This is a genomic window from Endozoicomonas sp. NE40 (assembly GCF_040549045.1).
GTDB classification, from domain to species: domain Bacteria; phylum Pseudomonadota; class Gammaproteobacteria; order Pseudomonadales; family Endozoicomonadaceae; genus Endozoicomonas_A; species Endozoicomonas_A lisbonensis.
On record NZ_JBEWTB010000001.1, the window covers coordinates 276488 to 298287 of the forward strand.

The 21800-nt window shown below is 49.7% G+C and carries 13 protein-coding genes; 12 read left to right on the top strand and 1 reads right to left on the bottom strand.

Going from position 1 to position 21800, the window contains the following annotated elements; all coding sequences use genetic code 11:
• The first annotated feature begins 127 nt into the window (after nt 1-127).
• From V5J35_RS00975 to V5J35_RS01020, 10 genes are all read left to right on the top strand, one after another.
• Nucleotides 128-1501, top strand: a complete 1374-nt coding sequence (locus tag V5J35_RS00975) for a hypothetical protein (protein ID WP_354016231.1) — start codon at nt 128-130, stop codon at nt 1499-1501.
• A 616-nt stretch (nt 1502-2117) separates the two neighbouring features.
• Entirely contained in the window at nt 2118-3233 is a 1116-nt protein-coding gene (locus V5J35_RS00980) for an ABC transporter ATP-binding protein (protein WP_354011601.1), read from the top strand.
• A 91-nt stretch (nt 3234-3324) separates the two neighbouring features.
• Nucleotides 3325-6723, top strand: a complete 3399-nt coding sequence (locus V5J35_RS00985; RefSeq protein WP_354016232.1) for a GH36-type glycosyl hydrolase domain-containing protein — start codon at nt 3325-3327, stop codon at nt 6721-6723.
• 258 nt (nt 6724-6981) lie between these two features.
• Nucleotides 6982-8190, top strand: a complete 1209-nt coding sequence (locus V5J35_RS00990) for an extracellular solute-binding protein (protein ID WP_354011604.1) — start codon at nt 6982-6984, stop codon at nt 8188-8190.
• Between the two features lie 116 nt (nt 8191-8306).
• Nucleotides 8307-9182, top strand: coding sequence for a carbohydrate ABC transporter permease (locus V5J35_RS00995; RefSeq protein ID WP_354011605.1), 876 nt, complete (start codon nt 8307-8309; stop codon nt 9180-9182).
• A 3-nt stretch (nt 9183-9185) separates the two neighbouring features.
• Nucleotides 9186-10007 carry a carbohydrate ABC transporter permease gene (locus V5J35_RS01000; protein WP_354011606.1) on the top strand — a complete coding sequence of 274 codons (822 nt, stop codon included), beginning with the start codon at nt 9186-9188 and terminating at the stop codon, nt 10005-10007.
• A complete protein-coding gene (locus V5J35_RS01005; protein ID WP_354011607.1) occupies nt 10007-10501 on the top strand; it encodes a hypothetical protein in 495 nt (164 codons plus the stop codon). The genes V5J35_RS01000 and V5J35_RS01005 overlap by 1 nt, the downstream gene beginning before the upstream one ends.
• Before the next feature lie 12 nt (nt 10502-10513).
• Complete coding sequence (locus V5J35_RS01010; RefSeq protein ID WP_354011608.1) at nt 10514-12679, top strand: glycoside hydrolase family 3 N-terminal domain-containing protein; 2166 nt, start codon at nt 10514-10516, stop codon at nt 12677-12679.
• 585 nt (nt 12680-13264) lie between these two features.
• Nucleotides 13265-14308, top strand: coding sequence for a glutathione synthase (gene gshB, locus V5J35_RS01015; RefSeq protein ID WP_354011609.1), 1044 nt, complete (start codon nt 13265-13267; stop codon nt 14306-14308).
• Nucleotides 14292-16286 carry a flavohemoglobin expression-modulating QEGLA motif protein gene (locus tag V5J35_RS01020; protein ID WP_354011610.1) on the top strand — a complete coding sequence of 665 codons (1995 nt, stop codon included), beginning with the start codon at nt 14292-14294 and terminating at the stop codon, nt 16284-16286. Before gshB ends, V5J35_RS01020 begins: the two co-directional genes overlap by 17 nt.
• A gap of 365 nt (nt 16287-16651) precedes the next feature.
• On the opposite strand, the gene V5J35_RS01025 is transcribed toward V5J35_RS01020, so the two are convergent.
• Complete coding sequence (locus tag V5J35_RS01025; RefSeq protein ID WP_354011611.1) at nt 16652-17383, bottom strand: HPr family phosphocarrier protein; 732 nt, start codon at nt 17381-17383, stop codon at nt 16652-16654.
• Nucleotides 17384-17671: 288 nt separating this feature from the next.
• Here V5J35_RS01025 and V5J35_RS01030 point away from each other — a divergent pair, with 288 nt between their 5' ends.
• Nucleotides 17672-19372: a hypothetical protein gene (locus tag V5J35_RS01030; protein WP_354011612.1), complete on the top strand. Its 1701-nt coding sequence runs from the start codon at nt 17672-17674 to the stop codon at nt 19370-19372.
• A gap of 151 nt (nt 19373-19523) precedes the next feature.
• On the top strand, nt 19524-21800 hold a 2277-nt coding region (locus V5J35_RS01035), incomplete at its 3' end, for a hypothetical protein (protein ID WP_354016233.1).

The window sequence follows — 21800 nt, forward strand, 5'->3', positions numbered from 1 at the left end:
GTACACACATACAAAGTGAAACGTTTCATACGATTTGATCCAGATCACAAAACATAACGAAATCTTTTGATAGGATTTATTTGCTGTATTCCTCTCATGATTTTGACTATTCAGATTTGAGCCTTATATGAAAAAAATCCTGGCCACACTAGTAATGAGTGCTGCTTTATCACCTATGGCAAGTGCAATTGCTGCAGACACCACGATGACTGCACAGCCAGTCGCCGCTGCCGAGATCACTGATTCAGAAATTATTGAGAAGCTTTTTAAAGGCAGCTACAAGTTCTGGCAGCAGGCGCGCAATGATAACGGCTCTTATGAAGATAAACTGTACTTCGAGCATGGCAGTAATCGAGGCTCTATTGCCAACTCCGGTATGGGCCTGATAGCTCTGGCGATCGGTCATGAAATGGGCTGGGAGCCTGACGCTGAAGAACTGGCTCTGGTGACTCTGAGAATGCTGGCTGGCAAAGGGCCGGACATTTCGGTTCCACGTAACCCTTCTAATACTTATATTCACTTTTACGACACCCGGAATGGCGAGCAGATTGGAGTAGACTGGAGCCCGATCGACAGCGCCATTATGTTATGCGGTGCCCTGTTCATCAAACGTTACTTCCCTGAGAACAGGGAAATAGCCACACTGGTTGATGAGCTGTACGAAACGACTGACCTGACCCAGTTTATTGCCGACATCAACAGAGGTCAGATTTATCTGGTACAAGATGATGATGGCAACAATATGCCTCCAAAGACCAAAGCATTCAACGAATATATGATCGTTGCTGCTCTGGCCAATCAGCAGGCCATTGATTTCAAAAAGGGCAGGCAGGGGCGGGACGCAAGACGATTCTGGAATCACTGGTATGAAACACCAAAGAATCTGCCAGTATCCTATTACAATGATATTCCGGTTCTGTCTGAAGGAAGAACCTGGTTTACCTCCAAATTCAACTTTCTGTTCAACCATTACCTGCTGAACGGCTTCTCTGCCTCGGAAGAATATCAACAGGCTTCAGCAAACGCAGCCAGAGCAGACTACTCCTGGTTCCAGAGTCAGGGCTTTGAAGGTATGAAGGAATTTGAATGGGGCAGTGGTGCAGGCTCCTGCCCGGACGGTTATTGTGTTGACCGTATAGTGCACGAAGGCATTGAGACCAAAAACCCGCATATGATGATTTCCCCTACCATCATTGCCGGCTTTATTCCCCACTCAGAGCGGGCAAAGGATGATCTTATCGCCATGTATCGTGATGATAGCCAGAAAGCGGTTTATGAGCTGCCGGAAGGTGGCACCGTGCTGTGGCGTTACAGCAAGACACAACCAGAGTGGCGCTCGAACGCCATCGAGGGGGTGGACTTCTCTACCATGTTGTTTGGCCTGGCTTCTCTACCTGAATATCTGGGTACCGAATTCTTTAACGCCTACAATGACTACAGTAACCCAGAGCCTGCCAACTATACTCGCCCATCAAAGGTGAAGCTGATAGCTGCTGAGTAAAATGCTGGAAAACCTGCATTTGGTCGATTGACCGAATGTGGGTTTTTATTTGCCTTCTCCCTTCCTGTTTTAAGTTGCTTCTGTCTACTATTGTCTACTTCTGATTGTTTTTTTGCTGAATGCTTTCAACAAAGTGACATGAGTCAAGTTTTGTGTATATCTTTCTGACTGTTGTCAGGATCATGTTGCTGTTCTGCAACAGGCACAGGTCAGAATTATTACAGACAAAATACGGTATATGTAGTGAAATAAATCGATTATCGTATTATTTAGGCAATTTCACCCGGCTCATGTTGTTTGTATAGCCAGGCTGTATAAACTGTGTAAATAGTTGTTTATCCGCATGTTTTGAGGTGTGAATATTCTTGAATTATGCTGCTAATTGCCGTAGGCTTACGACCTTGTTAGAAACGTTTCAGCATGTGCGGCAGCAAGATCGATTTCATGAAGTAGTCATTAATAAAGACCTGTAAATGCTTTCTCCTGAGGCATTGCTTAATTATCTAATAGCCTCTGTGGTTTACGCCAGCTGCACACACCTTGTTATTACTTAACATGATCTCTCGCCTGGTCATTTTAAGTAATGGCAACAAAAAATTTTCGATGGGGATACCTGATGGCCCAGGTCAAGCTGCACAATATCAACAAGATTTACGACAATAGTTTTCATGCTGTCCACGACGTCTGTCTTGATATTCAGGACGGTGAGTTCATGGTTCTGGTCGGACCATCAGGCTGTGCGAAATCCACAACCCTGAGAATGGTGGCTGGCCTGGAAAGCATCAGCGCCGGCGATCTGATAATCGGTGATAAGCGCTGTAATGACGTACCACCCAAAGATCGTGGCATTGCCATGGTATTCCAGAACTACGCCCTGTACCCGCACATGACTGCGCGCGAAAACCTGTCCTTCGGTCTGGAGACTGCAAAAAAGCCTAAAGAAGAAATTGAAAAGCGTGTCGCCGAAGCGGCTGAATTGCTGGAAATTACTGAACTGCTGGATCGCAAGCCGGGTCAGATGTCTGGAGGGCAGTGTCAGCGTGTCGCCCTCGGTCGCGCCATGGTACGAAAGCCGGAAGTATTTCTGTTTGACGAGCCGCTGTCGAACCTGGACGCCAAACTGCGTGTCTCCATGCGTATGCGAATCAGTCGCCTGCACCAGCAGCTGAAAGACTCTGGTCGTCCAGCCACCATGATCTACGTGACCCACGACCAGATTGAAGCCATGACCATGGGTGACCGTGTCTGCATCCTGAATAAAGGTGCGGTGATGCAGGTGGATACGCCAATGAACGTTTATCATCGTCCAAAAAACAAGTTTGTGGCTGAGTTTATCGGTTCCCCGTCCATGAACATGATGGATGCCCGGCTGGTTCGCCACGGTGACGAGCTGATGGCTGAAACTCTGGGGCAGCGTTTCAGGCTGCCAGCGCAGATGCAGGAAAAAGTCGCTGCTTATGAAGGCAAAGACATTTCCATGGGGCTACGCCCGGAGCATATTGCCATCGTGGCTTCCGGTACTGCCGACAGCTTCCGGGTGAAGGTTGACGCTGTGGAAGAGATGGGTTCCGAATCCTTTGTTTATTTTGACGCGCAAGGCAAGCAGCTGATCTGCAAGCTGGTCAGCCCTGAACAGGCTCTGGACAAAGTCGCTGAGCAGCCCATCCAGTTCCGCATGGATAAGTGTCACCTGTTTGATAACGAAACCGGCGAAAATATTTCCCTGATTTAACTGAATATTGGTGAGCATGTATGAAACATGCAACTCACAATGATTTGATTGGGTATTTTAAGAATCTTTAACCGGAGGTCATCAGACTCCAATGAACTACACAGTTTCCAGCCACTCTTTTTCCAGTAAGAGTCACGAGCTCACCAATGGACAGCTGACCCTGTCTTACGACGAGCGTAACGTACTGAAAACCATCATGGCTGGCCCTGTCATGCTGGGTCAGCACGAAACACCAGAGTTTGAACAGGCGGTTTCCAACGTTTACCTTCGTGTTAAGTCCGGTGAAGCGATCAGTGTCACTCCACTGGTTTTTTTTGGCCCTGAGACAGAAACGTTTCGTACAAATGCTGGTGAAGTCGTTTGGCAGACGACTAACGATCTTTTCCGTGCCCGTGTCATCGCTACCCTGGCTAAAGACCAAAGTATTGCCTTTGTCACAGCAGACGTAGAGAACCTCTCCGGCGAAGCCATGACATTCGACGTTATCTTCGGTCAGGACGTAGCCCTGGCTGACGCAGGCGCAGTTAAGACCAATGAAGCTTACGCTTCTCAGTACCTGGACCACGAAGTGTTTCAGCTGGAAGGCGCTGGTTACACCGTCTGTTCCCGACAGAACCTGCCAGGCAGCACGGGTAACCCATGCTCCCAGGTCGGCTCGCTGTCTGAAGTCGTGGCTTTCTCCACCGACGGTATCCAGTTCTTCGGTAAGAGCTACAAGGTGACCAACCAGCCTGAAGCCGTTTTCCAGCCAACTCTGGCTAACGTTAAATACCAGTACGAAATGGGTTACATTGCCCTGCAGAGTGCTGACGTTGTTCTGGCTGCCGGTGCAAAGCACAGCACTGTCTTCTACGTTGAAGTTCAGCCGCACATGGCTGACTCTAACGTTGCTGAAGCCAGGCCGGTTGCTGAAATTGCTGCCGCTTACGTTGCTCCGGGGTTCGACAAAGCAATAGAAATCGCCAAGCCTGAATTCCCCCTGAGCGGAGAGTCCGTTCTGGTTGGTGAAGAGCTGACTGCTGAAGAAGTCACCGGATTCTTCGGTGAGGAGCGTCGTTTCGCTGAAGAAAAAGACGGCAAGCTGCTCTCCTTCTTCCACACCGACAGCCGTTACGTGACCCTGCAGGAAAAAGAACGGCATCTGGAACGTTCCACCGGTCACATGGTGTCCTCCGGCAACTGTCACGACTTCCGCAATGCCGTCATGAGCTCCACTCACGGCATGTACGGTGTGTTCAACTCTCACGTCGTACTGGGCAACACCTCCTTCAACAAGATGATGGGCGTAGACCGTACGTTCCTGAACCTGTTCAAGTCCAGCGGCCAGCGCATCTGGGTCAGGGAAAACGGCGAGTATCGTGTACTGACCATGCCATCCGCGTTCGAAACCGGCGCAAACTTCTCCCGCTGGGTATACAAGCACAACGGTGGCTTCATCATCGTTCGCAGCTTCAGCGCGACTGAATCGACGACGGTTCAGATGGAAGTAGAAACCAAAGGTCTGGAGCCTCTGGACATCCTGATCAGCAATCAGCTGACCATGGGCAACAACGAAGGTGAAGCCGTTGTTACGGTTAACCAGAACGACCGCAACATCCACGTGACCGGCAACCACGAACTGGTCGCGGCTCACCACCCGGAGCTGAGCTTCACCATGAAGCTGGACGACGCCCTGACTGACGTTGAGAAAGTGACCTGTGAAGAAGACGGTTCCGTTCGCTACCTGCTGCTGAAAGGCCAGCTGAGCGACCTCTCCGGTGAAAAAGTCGTTGTCACCATCGCCGGTTCCCTGAGCGATGCCAGCCAGCAGACGGTTGAAACTCTGGACTTCGATAAAGAAGTAGCCGCGTTCCAGCGTGGACAGAACGACCTGATCAACGACTTCCGCGTTTCCTTCGAGAACGACGAATACAACGCTGAGAAACTGAACGACACCATGCAGTGGTTCACCCACAACGCACTGGTTCACTACGCGACGCCACACGGTCTGGAGCAGTACTCCGGCGGGGCATGGGGTACCCGAGACGTTTCCCAGGGGCCATTTGAGTTCTTCATGTCCATGCAGCGTTACGACAAGGTCGTGGACATTCTGGACAGCATCTACAGCCACCAGTACGTTGAAACCGGTACATGGCCACAGTGGTTCATGTTCGACCAGTACAACACGATCCAGCAGGAAGAGTCCCACGGTGACATCGTCGTATGGCCTCTGAAAGCCGTTGCTGACTACATCCTGACCACCGGCGACGTGGCGGTACTGGATCGTCAGATTCCTTACACCAGCATCGGGCAGAAGTTCGCCTTTACCGAAGAGAAGTTCACCCTGTTTGCTCACCTTGAGCGTCAGGTGCAGCACATCATCGACAACCTGGTACCCGGTACGCACCTGTCCTGCTACGGCGACGGTGACTGGGACGATACCCTGCAGCCAGCGAACCAGGCCCTGCGTGAGAACATGGTCAGTGGCTGGACGATTCCGCTGACCCTGCAGACTTTCAAGACCATGACCAGGGCTTTGAAAGGCCAGGAGCAGTACGCTGAATTCGTAGCTCGCATCGCTGATCTGACTGAGAAGATGGAAGCGGACTACCGTAAGTTCCTGATCAAGGACGGCGTAATCACCGGCTTCCTGCACTTCCCTGAAGGTGACATCGAGCAGCCGGAATACCTGCTGCACCCATCTGACCAGAAGACAGGTATCAAGTACCGTCTGCTGCCAGCGTCCCGTTCCATCATTTCCGAGACGTTCGACAGGGAAATGGCCGAACAGCACATGGCTATCATCGAAGACAAACTGGTTCACCCGGACGGCGTCCGCCTGATGGATCGCATGGCCGAGTACAAGGCGGGTAAGCAAACTTACTTCAAGCGTGCTGAACTGGCTGCGAACCTGGGCCGCGAAGTGGGTCTGCAGTACTGCCACGCGCACATTCGTTTCATCGAAGCTCTGGCGAAGATGGGTAAGGTGGATGAAGTATACGACAACCTGTACAAGATCCTGCCGGTAGGCATCCGGGGTTCGGTCCCTAACGCTGACCTGCGCCAGTCCAACGCGTACTTCTCCAGCTCCGACGGTAAGTTCAACAACCGTTACGACGCTTACGAGAACTTCGGCAAGCTGAAGACCGGTGAAGTAGAAGTAAAAGGCGGCTGGAAGATTTACTCCAGTGGTCCTGGCATCTACATCAACCAGCTGATCAGCAACGTTCTGGGTGTTCGCTTTGAGGGCGACTCCCTGGTGCTGGACCCGGTGGTCAGCAAGAAGCTGGGCAAAGTAACCCTGAACTTCCGCTTGTACGGCAAGCCATGTGAACTGGTCATCAACCCTGATCAGGGCGAGTTCACGCCGAAGCGTATTGAGCTGAACGGCGCTGACATTGCCATGACTGAACTGGCCAATGCTTACCGTACCGGTGGCGCGCTGGTTGAGAAGTCGGTACTGGAAGCACAGCTGACTGACGCCGCTAACAGGCTGGAAATCTGGCTGTAAATCCTGTCTGAAAACAGGAAACCCTGTCACGGCCTTCCTTATCCGAAGACCGTGACAGGCGTCCAAGCGACAGCGAATAAACGACACTGGCGGGAGATTGGTACGATCCCCCCCCAGCCCAACATGGTAAACGGATGATGTGCTTCATAGCACGGGTCTGAATCGGGGGGCCGGAAAGTCAGAATGCAGGAGAGGAACCTGCACTGATGAGTAACGGTTAACATAATGTATAAGTGGTTAACAATAGCTCTAATAATAATGACGCCTTTTGCATGGGCAAAAGAGCGCATTGAATTTATGGTTCCGCCTGGCGATTACATGAATTTCGTCAGTGACGTCATCAAGCCGGAATATGAACGCCGTTACCCTGGGGTTGAACTGGTTATCACCAGTGACGGCAACCTCGAAACCCGTATGGCCGCGGGTGATTATCCTAATGTTTACGCAGGTATTTTAGGTTATCAGGTCGCCCGCTACGCCCAACTGGGACGGCTTGCCTACCTGAACCAGTTTGATGGCTTTGATGCCGTTTCCGAGCGTGTGGACCAGGACTTCATGGCTGAAAACTTCGGTCGCAACTATTTCATTCCATGGCACGCCACCACGCAGATGATGATCTACAACAAGGAGTTGTTTGCTGAAGCCGGGCTGGATCCGGACAAACCGCCTGTCACCTGGGATGAGTACGTTTACGCTGCGAAAAAAATCAGCCAGCTGCCACGCCGCAGTAACGGCAGCCGTGTGTATGGTTCTGTTTTCTGGAACGAGGAAATTGCTTCCGGAAGCTGGTACTGGAGCATGCTGTCGCAGATGTATTACAACTTCAACAATGGTGAATACCAGCTGTTGAACCGTTACGGCACACACCCGGTGTTTGACCGTGAAGAAGCAGGCATGGCGGAATTCATGGGTACCATGCGTGAGATTCAGAAGTATTCTCCGCTGACCATGGAGCAGGACTTTTTCTCACGCACCATCGGTATGTGGCCTCAGTACGGTTTCGGTTGGCGGCTGAACATGCAGGACGCACTGGGCGGCCCGATGGAAATTGGTAAAGATGTGGGCATTGCACCGCTGCCTGTTCGTAAGGAAGGTGATCCACACTACTCCAACCTGGATGGCCGTGCGCTGATGATGTTCAAAAACACTCATGAAATTGAAGATCACAGCTGGAACCTGATTGAATTGCTGATGGAAGACCGTTTCAACCTGAAAGCAGCCCAGGCTCTGCAGCAGCTGCCAACCCTGCGGTCTCTGAAAGAGCACCCTCATTTCCAGACGGAAGAAGCGATACCGTTTGTGAATCAGCTACAAAACACCGTAATGAATGAGTCGTTTGCCAGCGTCGCAGACGTATCCAACATCGTTCTGCGTTACTACTCCCGTGTCGTATTGCGTGGCGAGCTGGAGCCGGAAGAAGCGGTGCGCCGTGCGGGTCAGGAGGCCCGGAAGGTGCTAAGAAACTAGCGAGTCATTGCAAAAACGACCGCAGGTCGGGTGTCGCTTTGTGCGACCCGGCCTGCGCATCAAACGCAATGGATATATGTACTACTTATTTATGAGTTGTTCGCAGGCTGTATGTCATGAAATTTAAAGAGCATTGGGTTGCTTATCTGTTTTTATCACCCTGGGTACTGTTTTTTCTGGTTTTCCTGATGTACCCGTTTTTCCTGTCGTTCCAGAACAGTTTTCTGGACATCAACGTCCTGAATCCGGAAAACACCCGTTTTGTGGGTCTCGGTAACTGGATCACGGTGGTCTCTGACGGCAAATTCTGGCTGTCCCTGTTTAACGTGCTGTTCAACCAGATCATCTTTATCACCCTAAGCTTTGTCGTGGCTCTGCTGGCGGCACTGATGCTGAACGAAATCGAATTCATGGCGAGCCTGTTCCGCACCATTCTGTTCGTTCCGGTTATCACTTCCATTACCGTGGCCATGATCATCTTTGATTTTCTGGTCAGCCCGGTGGGACCGATCCAGGAGAACCTGCAGAGCATTGGGATGCTGGCCGCGCCGGTGTTCTGGAAGTTTGAGCAATGGCTACCCATGCCAATGATCGCGCTCTTCAGTGCCTGGAAATGGTTCGGCGTGCAGATGATTATCTTCCTTGGCGGTATCGCCAGCATCAACAAGTCCCTGTACGAAGCGGCGGACCTGGACGGTGCCTCCTGGTGGCGCAAGGTGACTAAAATCACCCTGCCAATGATCAAGCCGCAGATTATCTTCGTCCTGACCATCAATATTATCAACGGCCTGCAAATGTTCGTGGAAGTGTTTATGAACTTTGACCTGCAGGGCGGCCCGTACAACTCTGCCCTGACTCCGGTACTGCATCTGTACCAGACCGGTTTCGAACAGATGAAGATGGGTGAAGCTTCTACTATCGGCCTGCTGCTGGCTGTGATCATCTTTGTGTTGACCACTCTGCAGATGAAGATTACCGCTAAGGGAGATTAACCAGTGATCAAGAACAGAAAGCAACAGTGGTTGATTTATGGCGGCCTGATTGCCGCCAGTGTCATGGTGCTGTATCCCTTCTTCTTTATGATCATGAACTCGTTCAAAACCGGTTCGGAGATCATGCACGCGCCTAATGCGATGCCGCAAGAGTGGTCTTTCAGGGGCTACATCGAAGTCTTCAAAGCCATTGACCTGTTCAGGATATTCGGCAACACCATTTTTGTCGCATCAGCCATTACCTTCCTGAACTGCCTGCTGTCATCGATGGTAGCGTTCGCGATCGTGAAAACGAACATGCCGGGGCGAGAGTTCTGGCTGAAGATGATTCTGTCGTCCATGATGATTCCGGGTATCCTGTTCACCATTCCCGTGTACATGATGATGTACGACTGGGGCTGGATTAACACCTTCCGCGCCCTGATCATTCCCGGTTCCATCAGCGCTTATAACATTTTCCTGCTGGTTCAGTTTATGAAGCAGATCGACAACGCTTATCTGGAAGCCGCGCGTATCGATGGTGCCGGTGAGTTCCGCATCTTCTTCAAGATCGTGCTGCCCATGCTGCGTCCGGCACTGGCCACCGTAGGTATCCTGACGTTTATGAACGCCTGGAACGACTTTATGGGACCACTGTTGTATATCCGCGACGACTCCATGCTGACTTTGCAGCTGGCTCTGTTCAAATTCCAGACCAATGTACCGGGTGGCAACCTGGAGCAGCTGTGGGCGATGACCACCATGATCGCTGTACCGGTCGTATTCGTGTTCTTCTTTATGCAGAAGAATTTCATCAAGGCATTTACCGGTGTAGGAGTTAAGTAATGGCTGCTATCAAGATGACCACGGGTAAAAAGCTTGGCCTGGTCGCACTGTTGGTGATCACCACATTCTGCACAGCCTGGATTCACGCTTACCGTCAGTCCAGCGCTTACTTTGAATTCGCCAGAGCCATTCACAAAGAGGGCGATCTGGTTATAGCGCTCAAAGGCATGAACAAGCTGGAAATGCGTATCGACGATGAATACTTCGGTGGTTACCAACAGGTGATTGAAACCTGGGAGTCCAGTGTTTTTGGCATCCGTCCGGCTTTCTATGAACAGGCGATTGCGGCCACCGGGGAGCTTCTGCCCCAGGTCTCCGATGAAGAGCTGCTGGCGTTTATTGACCTCTACATCCAGCTGGACCAGCGTTATGTGCCGGAAGCTGCCCGTGAACTGCTGAGCAGAAGTCAGTTGCAGGGTAACCTGGAGCTGGCAGAAGAAATGGAAGAGTTTCTGGCGGAAGCCTTTCCAGAGTATGACTTTAAAGAAGTATAAGGAAACGACTCCATGAGTTACCCATACAAGGATGCTGCTCTGCCCGTAGAAGAGCGCGTTGCAGACCTGCTGTCCCGTATGACACTGGCCGAAAAAATTGGCCAGCTGTGTCAGACCCCGATGCTGGAGTTTGAACAAAAGAAAGAAGCATACCTTGAAGGCGTTCGCCAGGGTCGCTGGGGTTCCCGTATTCTGGCAGACACCGCCTGGGCAGGTAATGCGCCGGGCCTGACTGTTGACCCGGTTGAACTGAATGAAATCCAGCGTGCTGCAGTAGAAGACAGCCGACTGGGCATTCCGTTAATCGTTGCCCGTGACGTTATCTACGGTCAGGAAACGGTACTGCCAATTCCTCTGGCGCAGGCGGCGTCCTGGAACCCGGAACAGGTGCGCCACGCTTATACCGGTATCGCCCGCGAAGCCGCTTCCCTGGGCATTCACTGGACCTTCTCGCCCATGATGGATATTGCCCGTGACCCTCGCTGGGGCCGTGTCATTGAAACCAGTGGTGAAGACCCTTACCTGACCAGCCAGTTTGCGGAAGCTGTCGTTCAGGGCTTTCAGGGTGAGAGTCCGGCGAATCCTGATTCCCTGCTGGCGTGCGCCAAGCACTTTGTCGGTTACGGTGCATCCGAAGGTGGACGTGATTACGATACCACTGAACTGTCTGACAACACTCTGCACAATGTTCATCTGCCGCCGTTTAAAGCTGCGGTTAAAGCCGGAGTAGGTACGGTCATGTCCAGCTTTAACGATCTTGGTGGTACACCGGTATCCGGCAGCAAAGAACTGGTTCAGGGCTGGCTGAAAGATCAGCAGGGCTTTGACGGCATGGTGATCTCCGACTGGGGTTCCATCTCTGACCTGGCGTACTTTGGTGTGGCAGAAGGCGCTGACGGAGCGGCTGAATGTGCGCTGGACGCTGGCATCGATATGGCCATGACCAACGAAGCTTATGAAGACCACCTGGAAAATCTGTTAAAGGCTGGCCGTATCAACGAAGAGCGTCTGGACGACGCAGTGACCCGTGTGCTTCGAGCCAAGTTCCGTGCTGGCCTGTTTGAGCGGCCTTATGCCGATGAAACCCGCCATAAAAAAGTCATGCGTCGTGCAGACCATGTGGCTGAAGCCCTGAAGCTGGCGGAACAGAGTCTGGTACTGCTCAAAAACGACTACAGCATTCTGCCGCTGGCCAAAGAGAAGCTTAAAGTCGCTGTGATCGGTCCTCACGCACACTCCAAACGACAGCATCTGGGCTCCTGGTGTCTGGACGGCAAGGTGAAGGACATCACCAGCATTTACGAAGGCATAAAAGCCAACGCACCGGATATTGAACTTCTGACGGAAGACGCCGCCTTTACCGACGAAATGGTCGAGTGCGCTCACCGTTCCGATGCAGTGGTACTGTGTGTGGGTGAAAGCCATCGCCGTACCGGCGAAGCCCGTAACATCGCCGAACTGGCTCTGCCTGCGGGTCAGGAAGAGTTGATTAAAGCCATCGGAGAAACCGGCAAGCCGATGGTTGTGGTTCAGTGTACTGGTCGCCCAGTGCCGTCTGAAAATATTGAGCGATACGCGAACGCCCTGCTGTATGCATGGCAGTCCGGTACTGAAACCGGTCATGCGGTGGCCCGTGTACTGTTTGGTGACGTGTCTCCCTCCGGTCGTCTGCCTATCACTGTGCCTCGCTCTACTGGCCAGATTCCGATCTACTACAGCCGTAAACCGCTGGGCAAGATGCGCGACTTTCAGGACTATATGCCCTACAAGGATCAGTCCGTTGAGCCACTGTACCCATTCGGCTTTGGTCTGACCTACAGCACCTTCAGCTACACGAACCTGCAACTGGCAAAAGAGTCCCTGCCATTCGGTAAAACCCAGAAGGTGACTGTGCTGGTAACGAACGAAGGCAAAGTGGAAGCGTCTGAAGTCGTACAGTGCTACATCCGTCAGAACGTCGCCAGCACCACCCGTCCACATCGTGAACTGAAAGACTTCAGGAAAATCACACTGAAGCCGGGTGAGAGCAAAGAAGTTGAACTGTTCCTGACACCGGAAAAACTGGCGTTTTATGGTCTGGAGAAGTGCTTTAAGCAGCAGTCTGGCAAGATTGATGTTTATGTAGGCGCTGACTCCAATGCTGATAACAGTGCGAGCTTTGAACTGTTTGCCGGTTAATGAACCTTGAGCATACAGCCTGAATATTCAGGCTGTATGTAATCACTGCGACTGGTCTCGGCGACAGGATTTTGATTTTCTTCACTCTTCATTTTCGAGGGTTCTTCCACAGGACCCGAAAAACGAACGCTTTCTGTTGGTCTGGCGAGTGATTCGGACCGATCGTTTTACATTCCAGAATAACCCTCGTTAAATTGGACTCTACAGCGGTGAGGCAATCGTTGTGCTGAGCCGTCTGCCAAAGCTCAGGAAGCTCTGAAAAAAAGTCTCATTTTATGAAAAATAGGTATTTGTAAAAACCGGCTTTTGATGTATAAAGCAATAGTTTTTAGCAAACACCCCTGAGTCATGAGTTGTAATCATTTGAGATAAAATCAAGCCGCTCATTTTGTGACGAATGCCCGTCTCAGCAGCTTGATCCCGTTAAGTATGTTGAGGCTGGAGCAATGGATATCCGTCCGCTTTTCTATTCAGCTGTATGCAGTGACTGTCGCTGGGTACAGATGCTTCCCCCCTTCTAATCATGACTTCCTGTCAGGCATTGGTGACAGCAGGATGGATGCGCGTTTTATCTGGTGATATTCCATGAAAATCTGTTTCATTATGTATCCATGGGAAAAGGTTGAGCCTGAAACCGACTCTACCATTCGGCTTATCCATGAAGCTGCAACCCGTGGTCACACAGTAGCTATTACTACAACAAGCAATCTTACAATACGTGGCAGTGTTGCCAGTGCGTTTTGCGATGTGCTGAATCGTCAGAAAGAAGTACCCAAAAATATACCAAGCTTTTATCGCAAAGCGGAATTCAAGAAAAAAGCACTGCCTCTGTCCGGTTTTGACTGTATCTTCATGCGTGCCAATCCTCCACTGGATACTCTGGCACTGAATTTTCTGGATTCTGTTCGTAGCCACACTTTTATCATGAACGATATTGATGGTCTGCGAATCGCTAACAACAAACTGTACACCGCTTCCTTTGACGACCCGGCTAACGAGTTTATCCCGGTTACCCATGTTTCTAAAAATCGGGATTACCTGGAGCGCATTCTGGCTGAGTCTGAGTCTGAAAAAATGATTCTTAAACCTCTGGACGGTTATGGTGGACAGGGTGTCATCGTGCTGGAAAAAAGTGCCCGGCATAATGTGAGATCGCTGCTTGATTTCTATATCAACAGCTCCGGTGGCACTCATGGTAACTACGTTATTCTTCAGGACTATGTCGATGGCGCCGAGGAGGGCGATGTTCGTATCCTGATGCTGAACGGTGAGCCTATTGGTGCAATGCGAAGAAAGCCTGCCAGTGGTGAAACCCGCTCGAACATACATGCCGGTGGTGTAGCTGTAAAACACACCCTGACTGCACAAGAAAAGAAACTCTGTCGCTTCGTTGGCCCCAAGCTGGTTAGGGACGGACTGTTTTTTGCCGGTATTGATGTGATTAACGGCAAACTTATTGAGGTTAATGTACTCAGTCCGGGCGGAATAATGCGAATCAACAGTCTGAACCGAACCAGGCTTCAGAAAAGGGTGATCGACTTTATTGAAAATGTCGTGAACACTAAAGAGATGCTGATCCAGCGGAAAACCGAATTCCGGAAGGCGATAGAAGATGCTGACGCTGTCTGAACAACAGATCATCCAGCACATTCAGTCTGGTGAATCTTTCGAAGCAACCCTGCCGGATAAATCTCTGGTCATAAAAGTGCTGGAGTTCGTTCCCTTTGTTGGGACGGCTATTCATCATGGCAACCGCTTTCGGGAAGGGCTCAATTCGCTTTGCGCCCTTTCGGAGAAAGAGCGTTATTACGAAGAAGATCCGGGCAGCGGCAACTGGCTGGATGGGCTTCCAATCACTCTGGTGGCCTGTGATTCCCGTTATGAGTATGATTTGAACCGCAGCCCGGAGGATTGCCTGTATGACGAAGCCTGGGGTAAAAAAATCTGGCATCGACCACTGCCGGATGAAGAGCGACAAATATCACTGGCTAAGCATGCTCGCTACTATCGCATTCTGGGCGCATTGCTTGAAAAGCTGGCGAGTCTGTTTGGGCGCTGTCTGCTGTTCGATTTGCACAGCTACAACTGGCAGCGGGATGGTCGTGAGGATGCCCCGGTTTTCAATATAGGCACTGCCCAGATTGACCGGCGACGCTGGCATAAAACACTGAAAAGCCTCAATGAAGCTCTTAATGAAATAGAGCTGCCAAATCTTTCCGTCAGTGCAGAGAATGATGCGGTTTTTTACGGCAGGGGTTACCAGGCAACCTTTACCCGTGAAAACTTCCGTTCTGTTCTGACCGTTCCTCTGGAAGTCAAAAAAATCTACATGGACGAAACCACGGGAGAGTTCTTCCCTCTCGTACATGAAGCTTTACGGGAGCAGCTTTCCCGGGCACTGTTCAATACAGCGGTAAGCTTTGCCAGTCGTATAAAGAAAAAGTCGTTGAAAAGAACCGATCTGGCACCTTCAGACATCGAACCCGTTGTACTGGAAGTAGACCGAAAGTTATACCGGCTGGTTCGGCAGATGGATACGCTGATGTACATCAATCCGGTTAACCTGTTACAGGAAAAGAAACGTTTTTTTTCCAGGGGGTATCACTACACACCGAACTTCCGCTACAGGCAGTTGCGGCTCGATCCTTACTCAGTCAAAGAGCAACTGTACCGGTTGCCCGTATCCGCAATCAGTGATCCGTCATTGAGAGAACTGTACCGCAGAGTGGTTGACTCACATGCCATGAAAGCGGAACTTCTGACTACGATAGGAACAGAACAGTTTCTTTATAATTCCCTGCGATATTATGGTGAACCCAGCGTTAACGACCAGGCGAATGCACAGTTTTTGCTGCACGCGCCCTTACTGGATGAAGAACGATCTGTTGCAAAGGATATTTATGCGGAACAGGCTATCGATCGTTTTCAGCAAGCTGCAAAGGAACTTGAACTTACATGCCAGGTTCGGAGTAGTAAACGACTGGTCGCCAAGGCGATGGTGGATAACCAGAAACAGACGTTGCTGGTTAACGACAACATTAAAGTATCAGAAAGAGAATTACAGGCATTGATTCACCACGAGCTTGGAGTTCATATGGTGACGACCCTCAATGCCCGTGACCAGACCCTGAATGTGTTTCGACTGGGACTGCCTGGCAACACTCATGCCCAGGAAGGACTGGCCATTTTGTGTGAATACCTGTCGGGCAACCTGACCGTCAGCCGTCTTCATACTCTGGCTATTCGCGTGATTGCGGTTAGCGGTATGCTCAAGGGCTGGACTTTTGGTTATACCTGCAGGCAACTGGAAGATCAGTATGGGTTAAGCCGGGACAGTGCATTTACCACGACTGCCCGGATATTTCGTGGTGGCGGTTTCACCAAGGACTATGTTTACCTCAGTGGCCTCAGGGATTTATTAGATATCTACAAAGAAGCCGACTTGAGTGGTCTTTTGATTGGTAAGGGTTCCCTTTTTTGTCTGCCTCTTGTGAATGACCTTCTGGAAAGAGGAATTATCGAGAAGGCAACTCGAACGCCACCGGCCTTAAACATGGGAATTCAGCACAATCCAGTGTTAAGTTTTTTGGTCAAAGGACTGAAGTGATACAAAATACCTTTCCGAGCTCATTAAAGGTGGTCTGAATGACTCTCGGCGGGGTGATATCATGATCAACTTCAGACACTGGAAATCGCCATTCACCAAAAGCTCGGGTTTTGGTTGAACGCTTTCAAACCATTCCAGAAACGTGTTGTGATTACCCGCCGAAACGCCATTGCTCGACTGTGTTGTTGTGGATTTATTGCTGTTATCGGACATTTTATAAAGCCTTCTTGTTTTAAAAACTAATGCTACCAAATATTGCCAGGGCAAACCGCCTCTTAACGTGCCGGGTCTGGCTGATCGGGTACTTACGAAGGATTTTCTGTATGCCTGAAAGTGCGCTACACCATTTTAATAACAGCCCCCGGTCACAGCCTTGAATGTCGCCGCTGAGAATTTCTTGCTGCATAAATGCCGCGCTGAAGCGCAATCACCGCTTCAGCGGACTGATTGCCAATCGCACGCATTTCAACGTCATTGCCTGTCTTCAGGTTCAGCTTGAGGATACTGAGGTAGCTTTTACCGTTGACAAATTTTGAACCCGCTGTGCGGTTGCGAAATTCAATTCTGGCATCAATACCCTTCATTTGTGTTGCAAAATTTTGTGCGAAATGTCGTATGACTCCGGGGGATGCGTTGACTTTAAACTCGTGGTAAAGGTATTCCGACGGGGCTCGCGGCAGTGGCGCAACCCCCATGACGTTATCGATGGCTTCAGCGATATCGGCATTGAGCACCCGTTCGGCCAGAATGGGGTCTGAAGACCACTCAAAAATACGGTCACAGATGCTGATATCTTCATCTTCATCACCCGCAAAAGCGATGGTGGCAAACAGCACGGCCGACTGTTCTTTATACGGCACTATACTGTTGGTGGTCACAACCCCCACGCCTGTATGCTTCGCGCCCGTTATTTTGACAAGAACAATATGCTTGCCAACCAGTATTTCCTCTCTTTCTATGTCATGGTCTGCTGACAGATAGCCTTCTGCACGTAGCAAGGTTTCGGAAATGGCTTTCAGCGTAACCGGATTAACCGTGTTGATGTGATGGCACAGCAATGCCTGGTCCCAAACTGGTTTTTTTACTTCTGTGGACACAAATAAATACTCTTTTTAAAAAGTAATAAAAGCTAAAAACGAATATATCCGGCTGTGTGCAAGAGTGCGATATGGATATTATCGTTCGGAATAAAATCAAACATTTGTTTGATAGAGATCAGATTTCTTGACTGTGGTATGTCTTTAAGTACCTGCACACGATGGTGTCGTTTTAAGGGCAACCCCCCTGTTTAATTACATAATGATCAGTTATTCATGCATATTTTTGTCTATATTGCATAACTTGATTAAAAAACAAGTGAATTACGCAATATAAAAGGATGAGGCATGATTAATATACGTCCGTTAGGTTTATCCTTATCGCTCATCGGAGCTGTCTGCCAGGCTGCCGCTGCAACAGGACCATTTATGCACACCCCGGTCAATATTGAAATGTTGCCCTTTGATTCGGGCAAAAACATTCTGGATGACATCATTGATTTGAAATTAAACCATTTTAATTTGAAATTGAACCATTCAATGACTCGTCCAGAAGACGTCATCCTGCTCTACCCAGTATCACAGGGTGCTACCGGAGGTAACGTTGATGAAGATGGGCAAGAGCCACAAGGTGTAAGCGGTCTGATGTCAGCGAGCATGATGAGTAGCATTAATCTGAATCCATTAGGTGCCGGGCTTGATGAAGAAACACAAAGAGCAATAGAGTTTTCTGCATCTGATCGTTTAGAAATAGACCCCGTAATATACCCACATTTTCATCGATTGGTACTGTTGGGGGGAGATCTTACCCAGATCACAGGCGAGTTGTGTCCGGCATTGATGTCAGATATAAACAGGTTGATAGAAAATATTCTGAAAAAAGAAGGTACAACTCTCGAGGAATTGAAGTTCAACCACTTACTCTTCCGCTGGTTGCGATGGCTCAAAGGAAGCAACATCATACATACGCTAAACAGGATATACCTGACCAGTACTCATCGTGAACAGCCTGAAGATTTTAATTTCACGATGTTGATGGTGACGTATTCAGACTTGGGTAGCATGATCCGGTTTTATAATGCCCTGAGCAATATTAACATGGGAGATGTTGCTTTTTCAGACGTAGTCAGAAACTTTTTATCGCAGATGGTAGTAGGAAGCATGCCCTCTGAAGAGAGCGGTATTATTCCCATCATGGAGCAGCCGGTGACGATCCTGGTAACGGCTATTGTCTACCAGAGCTCTTTAATTGAAGCGTTGATTAACGGAAGAAACATCACGTTTAATCTATCAGAGTTTTCAGAAAACAGAGAATTGTATGCAGAACGTTATCAACATCTTGTGCCCAGCCTGTCAAACGCTATTTCTCAACTATTAGTTACCGACGAGAAAGATGGAAACAGAGAAACGCCTAAAAGTCGAAGGTGTGCATTAGCGATAATACATATTCTGTTGAATGAAACTGGCCTTATGTCTCAGTTATCTTCTGGCCAGTACCGGGTTGGAAGTCAGCCTCTTGCAACTGTTGAAGCAATCAGTCCGGGCCTGCTTGCGATACTGAACAACTTTGCAGGACAATCATCACAAGCCCGCGCACAATCCGTAGCAGTCATCATAGCCATGTTAAATATGCCTTATTTGGTAGGCATGCTGAATCGAATAGAAGGCAGTGAGAGCCACAACCTTCAAAGAGTGTTTACCTGGATATCTGAGCGATACACAACCATTGTCAATAATACTCAGGATGAGTGGAGTCAACTGATACTTGAAGCGGCTATTGAATCAATTGCCCACCCATCTGAGGTATCACACAATAATTCCGACTCAATAAACCAGCTCGTTACCGGGTGGGTAAGTACTATTCAAAAAGAGACATTGGCGGATGCTGACGGCTTTGAAGTCACCGATATAGAAGAGCACACTGTTCGTGTCGTTCCGGGTGCGGTGGTTTCAGCGCTGATTCGATTGCATCCATCTATGTCTCAATTTTCGAATAAAGAGACCTCAGACATTAAGGGCGAGATGAAGCGCTTAATGAGAAAAAAATAAGAGAGGCCGCTTATCAACCCACTCAGAGTCAGGCAGACCAAACTGACACTGCACCAGCCTGCCAGCAGACTGGTATCAGGCATTCAGACCTTTAACACGACTTCTTCGTGCCGATATCCCCTGCAATTATTTTCAATGATAAGGAAGGGCCATGGATCACGGGCGCGTAGGGGGAGCTTCCATTGCCAGTGTCAGGCAAGAACTGGCTTTACTGCAAGGCAAAGGCGATAACACAAAGGTAGGGCTTGATTCTGAGGGCCGGTTAGTCACCGAGGATGAATCCAACAGCAGTTTTTTCTCCGTTTATCAAAAAGCATTAATTCAATTGCTGGTTAATGAACGAACCCCCAGACAAAAGCAACTGAAAGACCGGAATATCATCATTGCGATACCCGATAATCTGACGTTAGGCGCACTTAACGCAGCGCTGCACGGGTTAGACGCTGCCGATCAGCCAGCCCCTGCCCCGTCAGTGTCTACCCCTCCACAAACTAAGGCAGGGGGTCGTGCTTCTCCTTCCGATTTGAACAGGTATTTTACCCCTGAGTTAATGGAGCACACCAGGCAGCACCATCAAGACCTTTACGCCCAGATTCAGGAGGCGCCCAAATCCCAGCTGGGTGATCTGGCTCGCAGGGCTAAAGAAGAACGGGATGTCGATGCAGTGATTGAACAAATCAATAAGAGCGAATTGTCCTCCCCCGTTGCCGGCGCCAAGCCGGATACAACCACAGTGACTGACTCCGGACCCGCAACGGTATCGTCCAGGACAGCGCCTTCTACCTCTGGGAAAAAACGCCCGGTCCCCAAACCAAGGACAAAGAAACCGCCACTATCACCAGCTGCTCAGGTTGCACAAAATTATGCACTGAATCCGGAACAGCTGGCCGCATTTAATAACGTTTATGGTCAGTCTGAAAATATCAGGGAAATGGAGACGGCACTGACAGCCTGTTCCTTATTTTATCAATCCGGTTCCGATATGCCTCTGGATTTTTTATTAAACGTCATGAAAGAAAATCCTGAAGCCGCTAACCGGTTCGCTGATATCGAAGCCGACACGCCCTTTGAATTTAAACAGCAAGCCGAAGACTTGTTTCGACAATGTGTTTTAAAGTATGCCGGTCTGACTAATGCCTCTGATAATATCAACAAGAGTCTGACCACAATTAACCTCTGGCATAATCCCTCCATTGAGAATCAACTGGTAGCCCTTAAAAAGCTGGATATGGCCCACAATGCGATTAATGGCGGATCAATGGGGGATGATACATTGGTATTTGCTTTGGCGGACCAGCAAATGGACCCGGCCAAAATAGAAGAAATCCTGGAATTGCCAACCCTGATAAATTTGCTGGATAAACAAAAAGAAGCCGCCGACAATCCAAATATAAAAGCCATAGCCCAAAGGACAGATGGCATTGATACTCACCCATCGTCCAAAGTGCTATGCATCTGTCAGGATGTCGCAAGATACGTTGTCGGCAATATGCCACAAGCAGAAGTTTACAGAAAGTCAGAATCTATCTCTCAGGCACTGGACGCCGTCAGCTACAACTGGTTAACGACTCATATCAACAATGACCAGAAATTGCGTCAATTCATTTCGAAGACGACTGGGTTATTGGAAACCAGCGGCGGAGTCTCAGCTTTTGCCGATTCATTAAAGGGTTGGTATCACAGCCGTCAGCCAGGCCAGTACTTCTCCTCACTGCCTGTGGTGACACAAAAGATTTTACGCCGCATTTATGACCAGATAGCCATCACCGAATTAGAGTCATTCAGTGACCAGCTCAGGGATTTAGAACCCTTGCCAGCGGTAGCCAGCCATCTGGAAAGCTTTAAAAACGGCATACAATCGTCGCAGGACTTTGTGAACCCGCAACAGCTGGACGCTGTCGCCCAACGCTTTGAAAATCTGGGCCTGAAACCAGGCCCGAGAACCATGGGAGACGGCAACTGTGGTTTTGCCAGTATCGCCCTGCTCACCGGGGACTCTCCAAAACAGGTAAGAGCCAGAGCCAGACAAGTGGCTCTGGATATGCAGAGTTATATAGACAATCAGGATACGGATCAGATTGAGGGCGATATCGCTTATAAAAGAAGAATCGAAACAGCCGTCAGGAGTTATCAGGATAATGCCTGGGTGGAAGGATTACAGTCTCCGGGAGAGCGGGCCGAAATAGTTGGTCTTGATCCTACTGAGGTGGATTTATCGCTTAAAGAAAAATACGGGCCTGAAGCCTTTTGGATGGATTATGCCGATTGTCAGTATCTCTCTGTCGCTTATAACAGACCCGTATTTACTCTGGCCGAAGTGGATGAGGGAGGTCGTCATTTTGCCAAGTACACCACCGCAGAGGGAGAGCTGAAGTATTGCTTCGATGATGCAACCTATAATCAGGGACTGGCCTGCTTTGAAAACCAG

What these genes read in the sequence shown, in the direction of transcription:
- V5J35_RS01005 (WP_354011607.1), top strand. Translation starts at nt 10,007, where the DNA reads ATGGCTGCTATCAAGATGACCACGGGTAAAAAGCTTGGCCTGGTCGCA.
- V5J35_RS01020 (WP_354011610.1), top strand. Translation starts at nt 14,292, where the DNA reads ATGCTGACGCTGTCTGAACAACAGATCATCCAGCACATTCAGTCTGGT.
- V5J35_RS00990 (WP_354011604.1), top strand. Translation starts at nt 6,982, where the DNA reads ATGACGCCTTTTGCATGGGCAAAAGAGCGCATTGAATTTATGGTTCCG.
- V5J35_RS00995 (WP_354011605.1), top strand. Translation starts at nt 8,307, where the DNA reads ATGAAATTTAAAGAGCATTGGGTTGCTTATCTGTTTTTATCACCCTGG.
- V5J35_RS01030 (WP_354011612.1), top strand. Translation starts at nt 17,672, where the DNA reads ATGATTAATATACGTCCGTTAGGTTTATCCTTATCGCTCATCGGAGCT.
- V5J35_RS00980 (WP_354011601.1), top strand. Translation starts at nt 2,118, where the DNA reads ATGGCCCAGGTCAAGCTGCACAATATCAACAAGATTTACGACAATAGT.
- V5J35_RS00975 (WP_354016231.1), top strand. Translation starts at nt 128, where the DNA reads ATGAAAAAAATCCTGGCCACACTAGTAATGAGTGCTGCTTTATCACCT.
- V5J35_RS00985 (WP_354016232.1), top strand. Translation starts at nt 3,325, where the DNA reads ATGAACTACACAGTTTCCAGCCACTCTTTTTCCAGTAAGAGTCACGAG.
- V5J35_RS01010 (WP_354011608.1), top strand. Translation starts at nt 10,514, where the DNA reads ATGAGTTACCCATACAAGGATGCTGCTCTGCCCGTAGAAGAGCGCGTT.
- gshB (WP_354011609.1), top strand. Translation starts at nt 13,265, where the DNA reads ATGAAAATCTGTTTCATTATGTATCCATGGGAAAAGGTTGAGCCTGAA.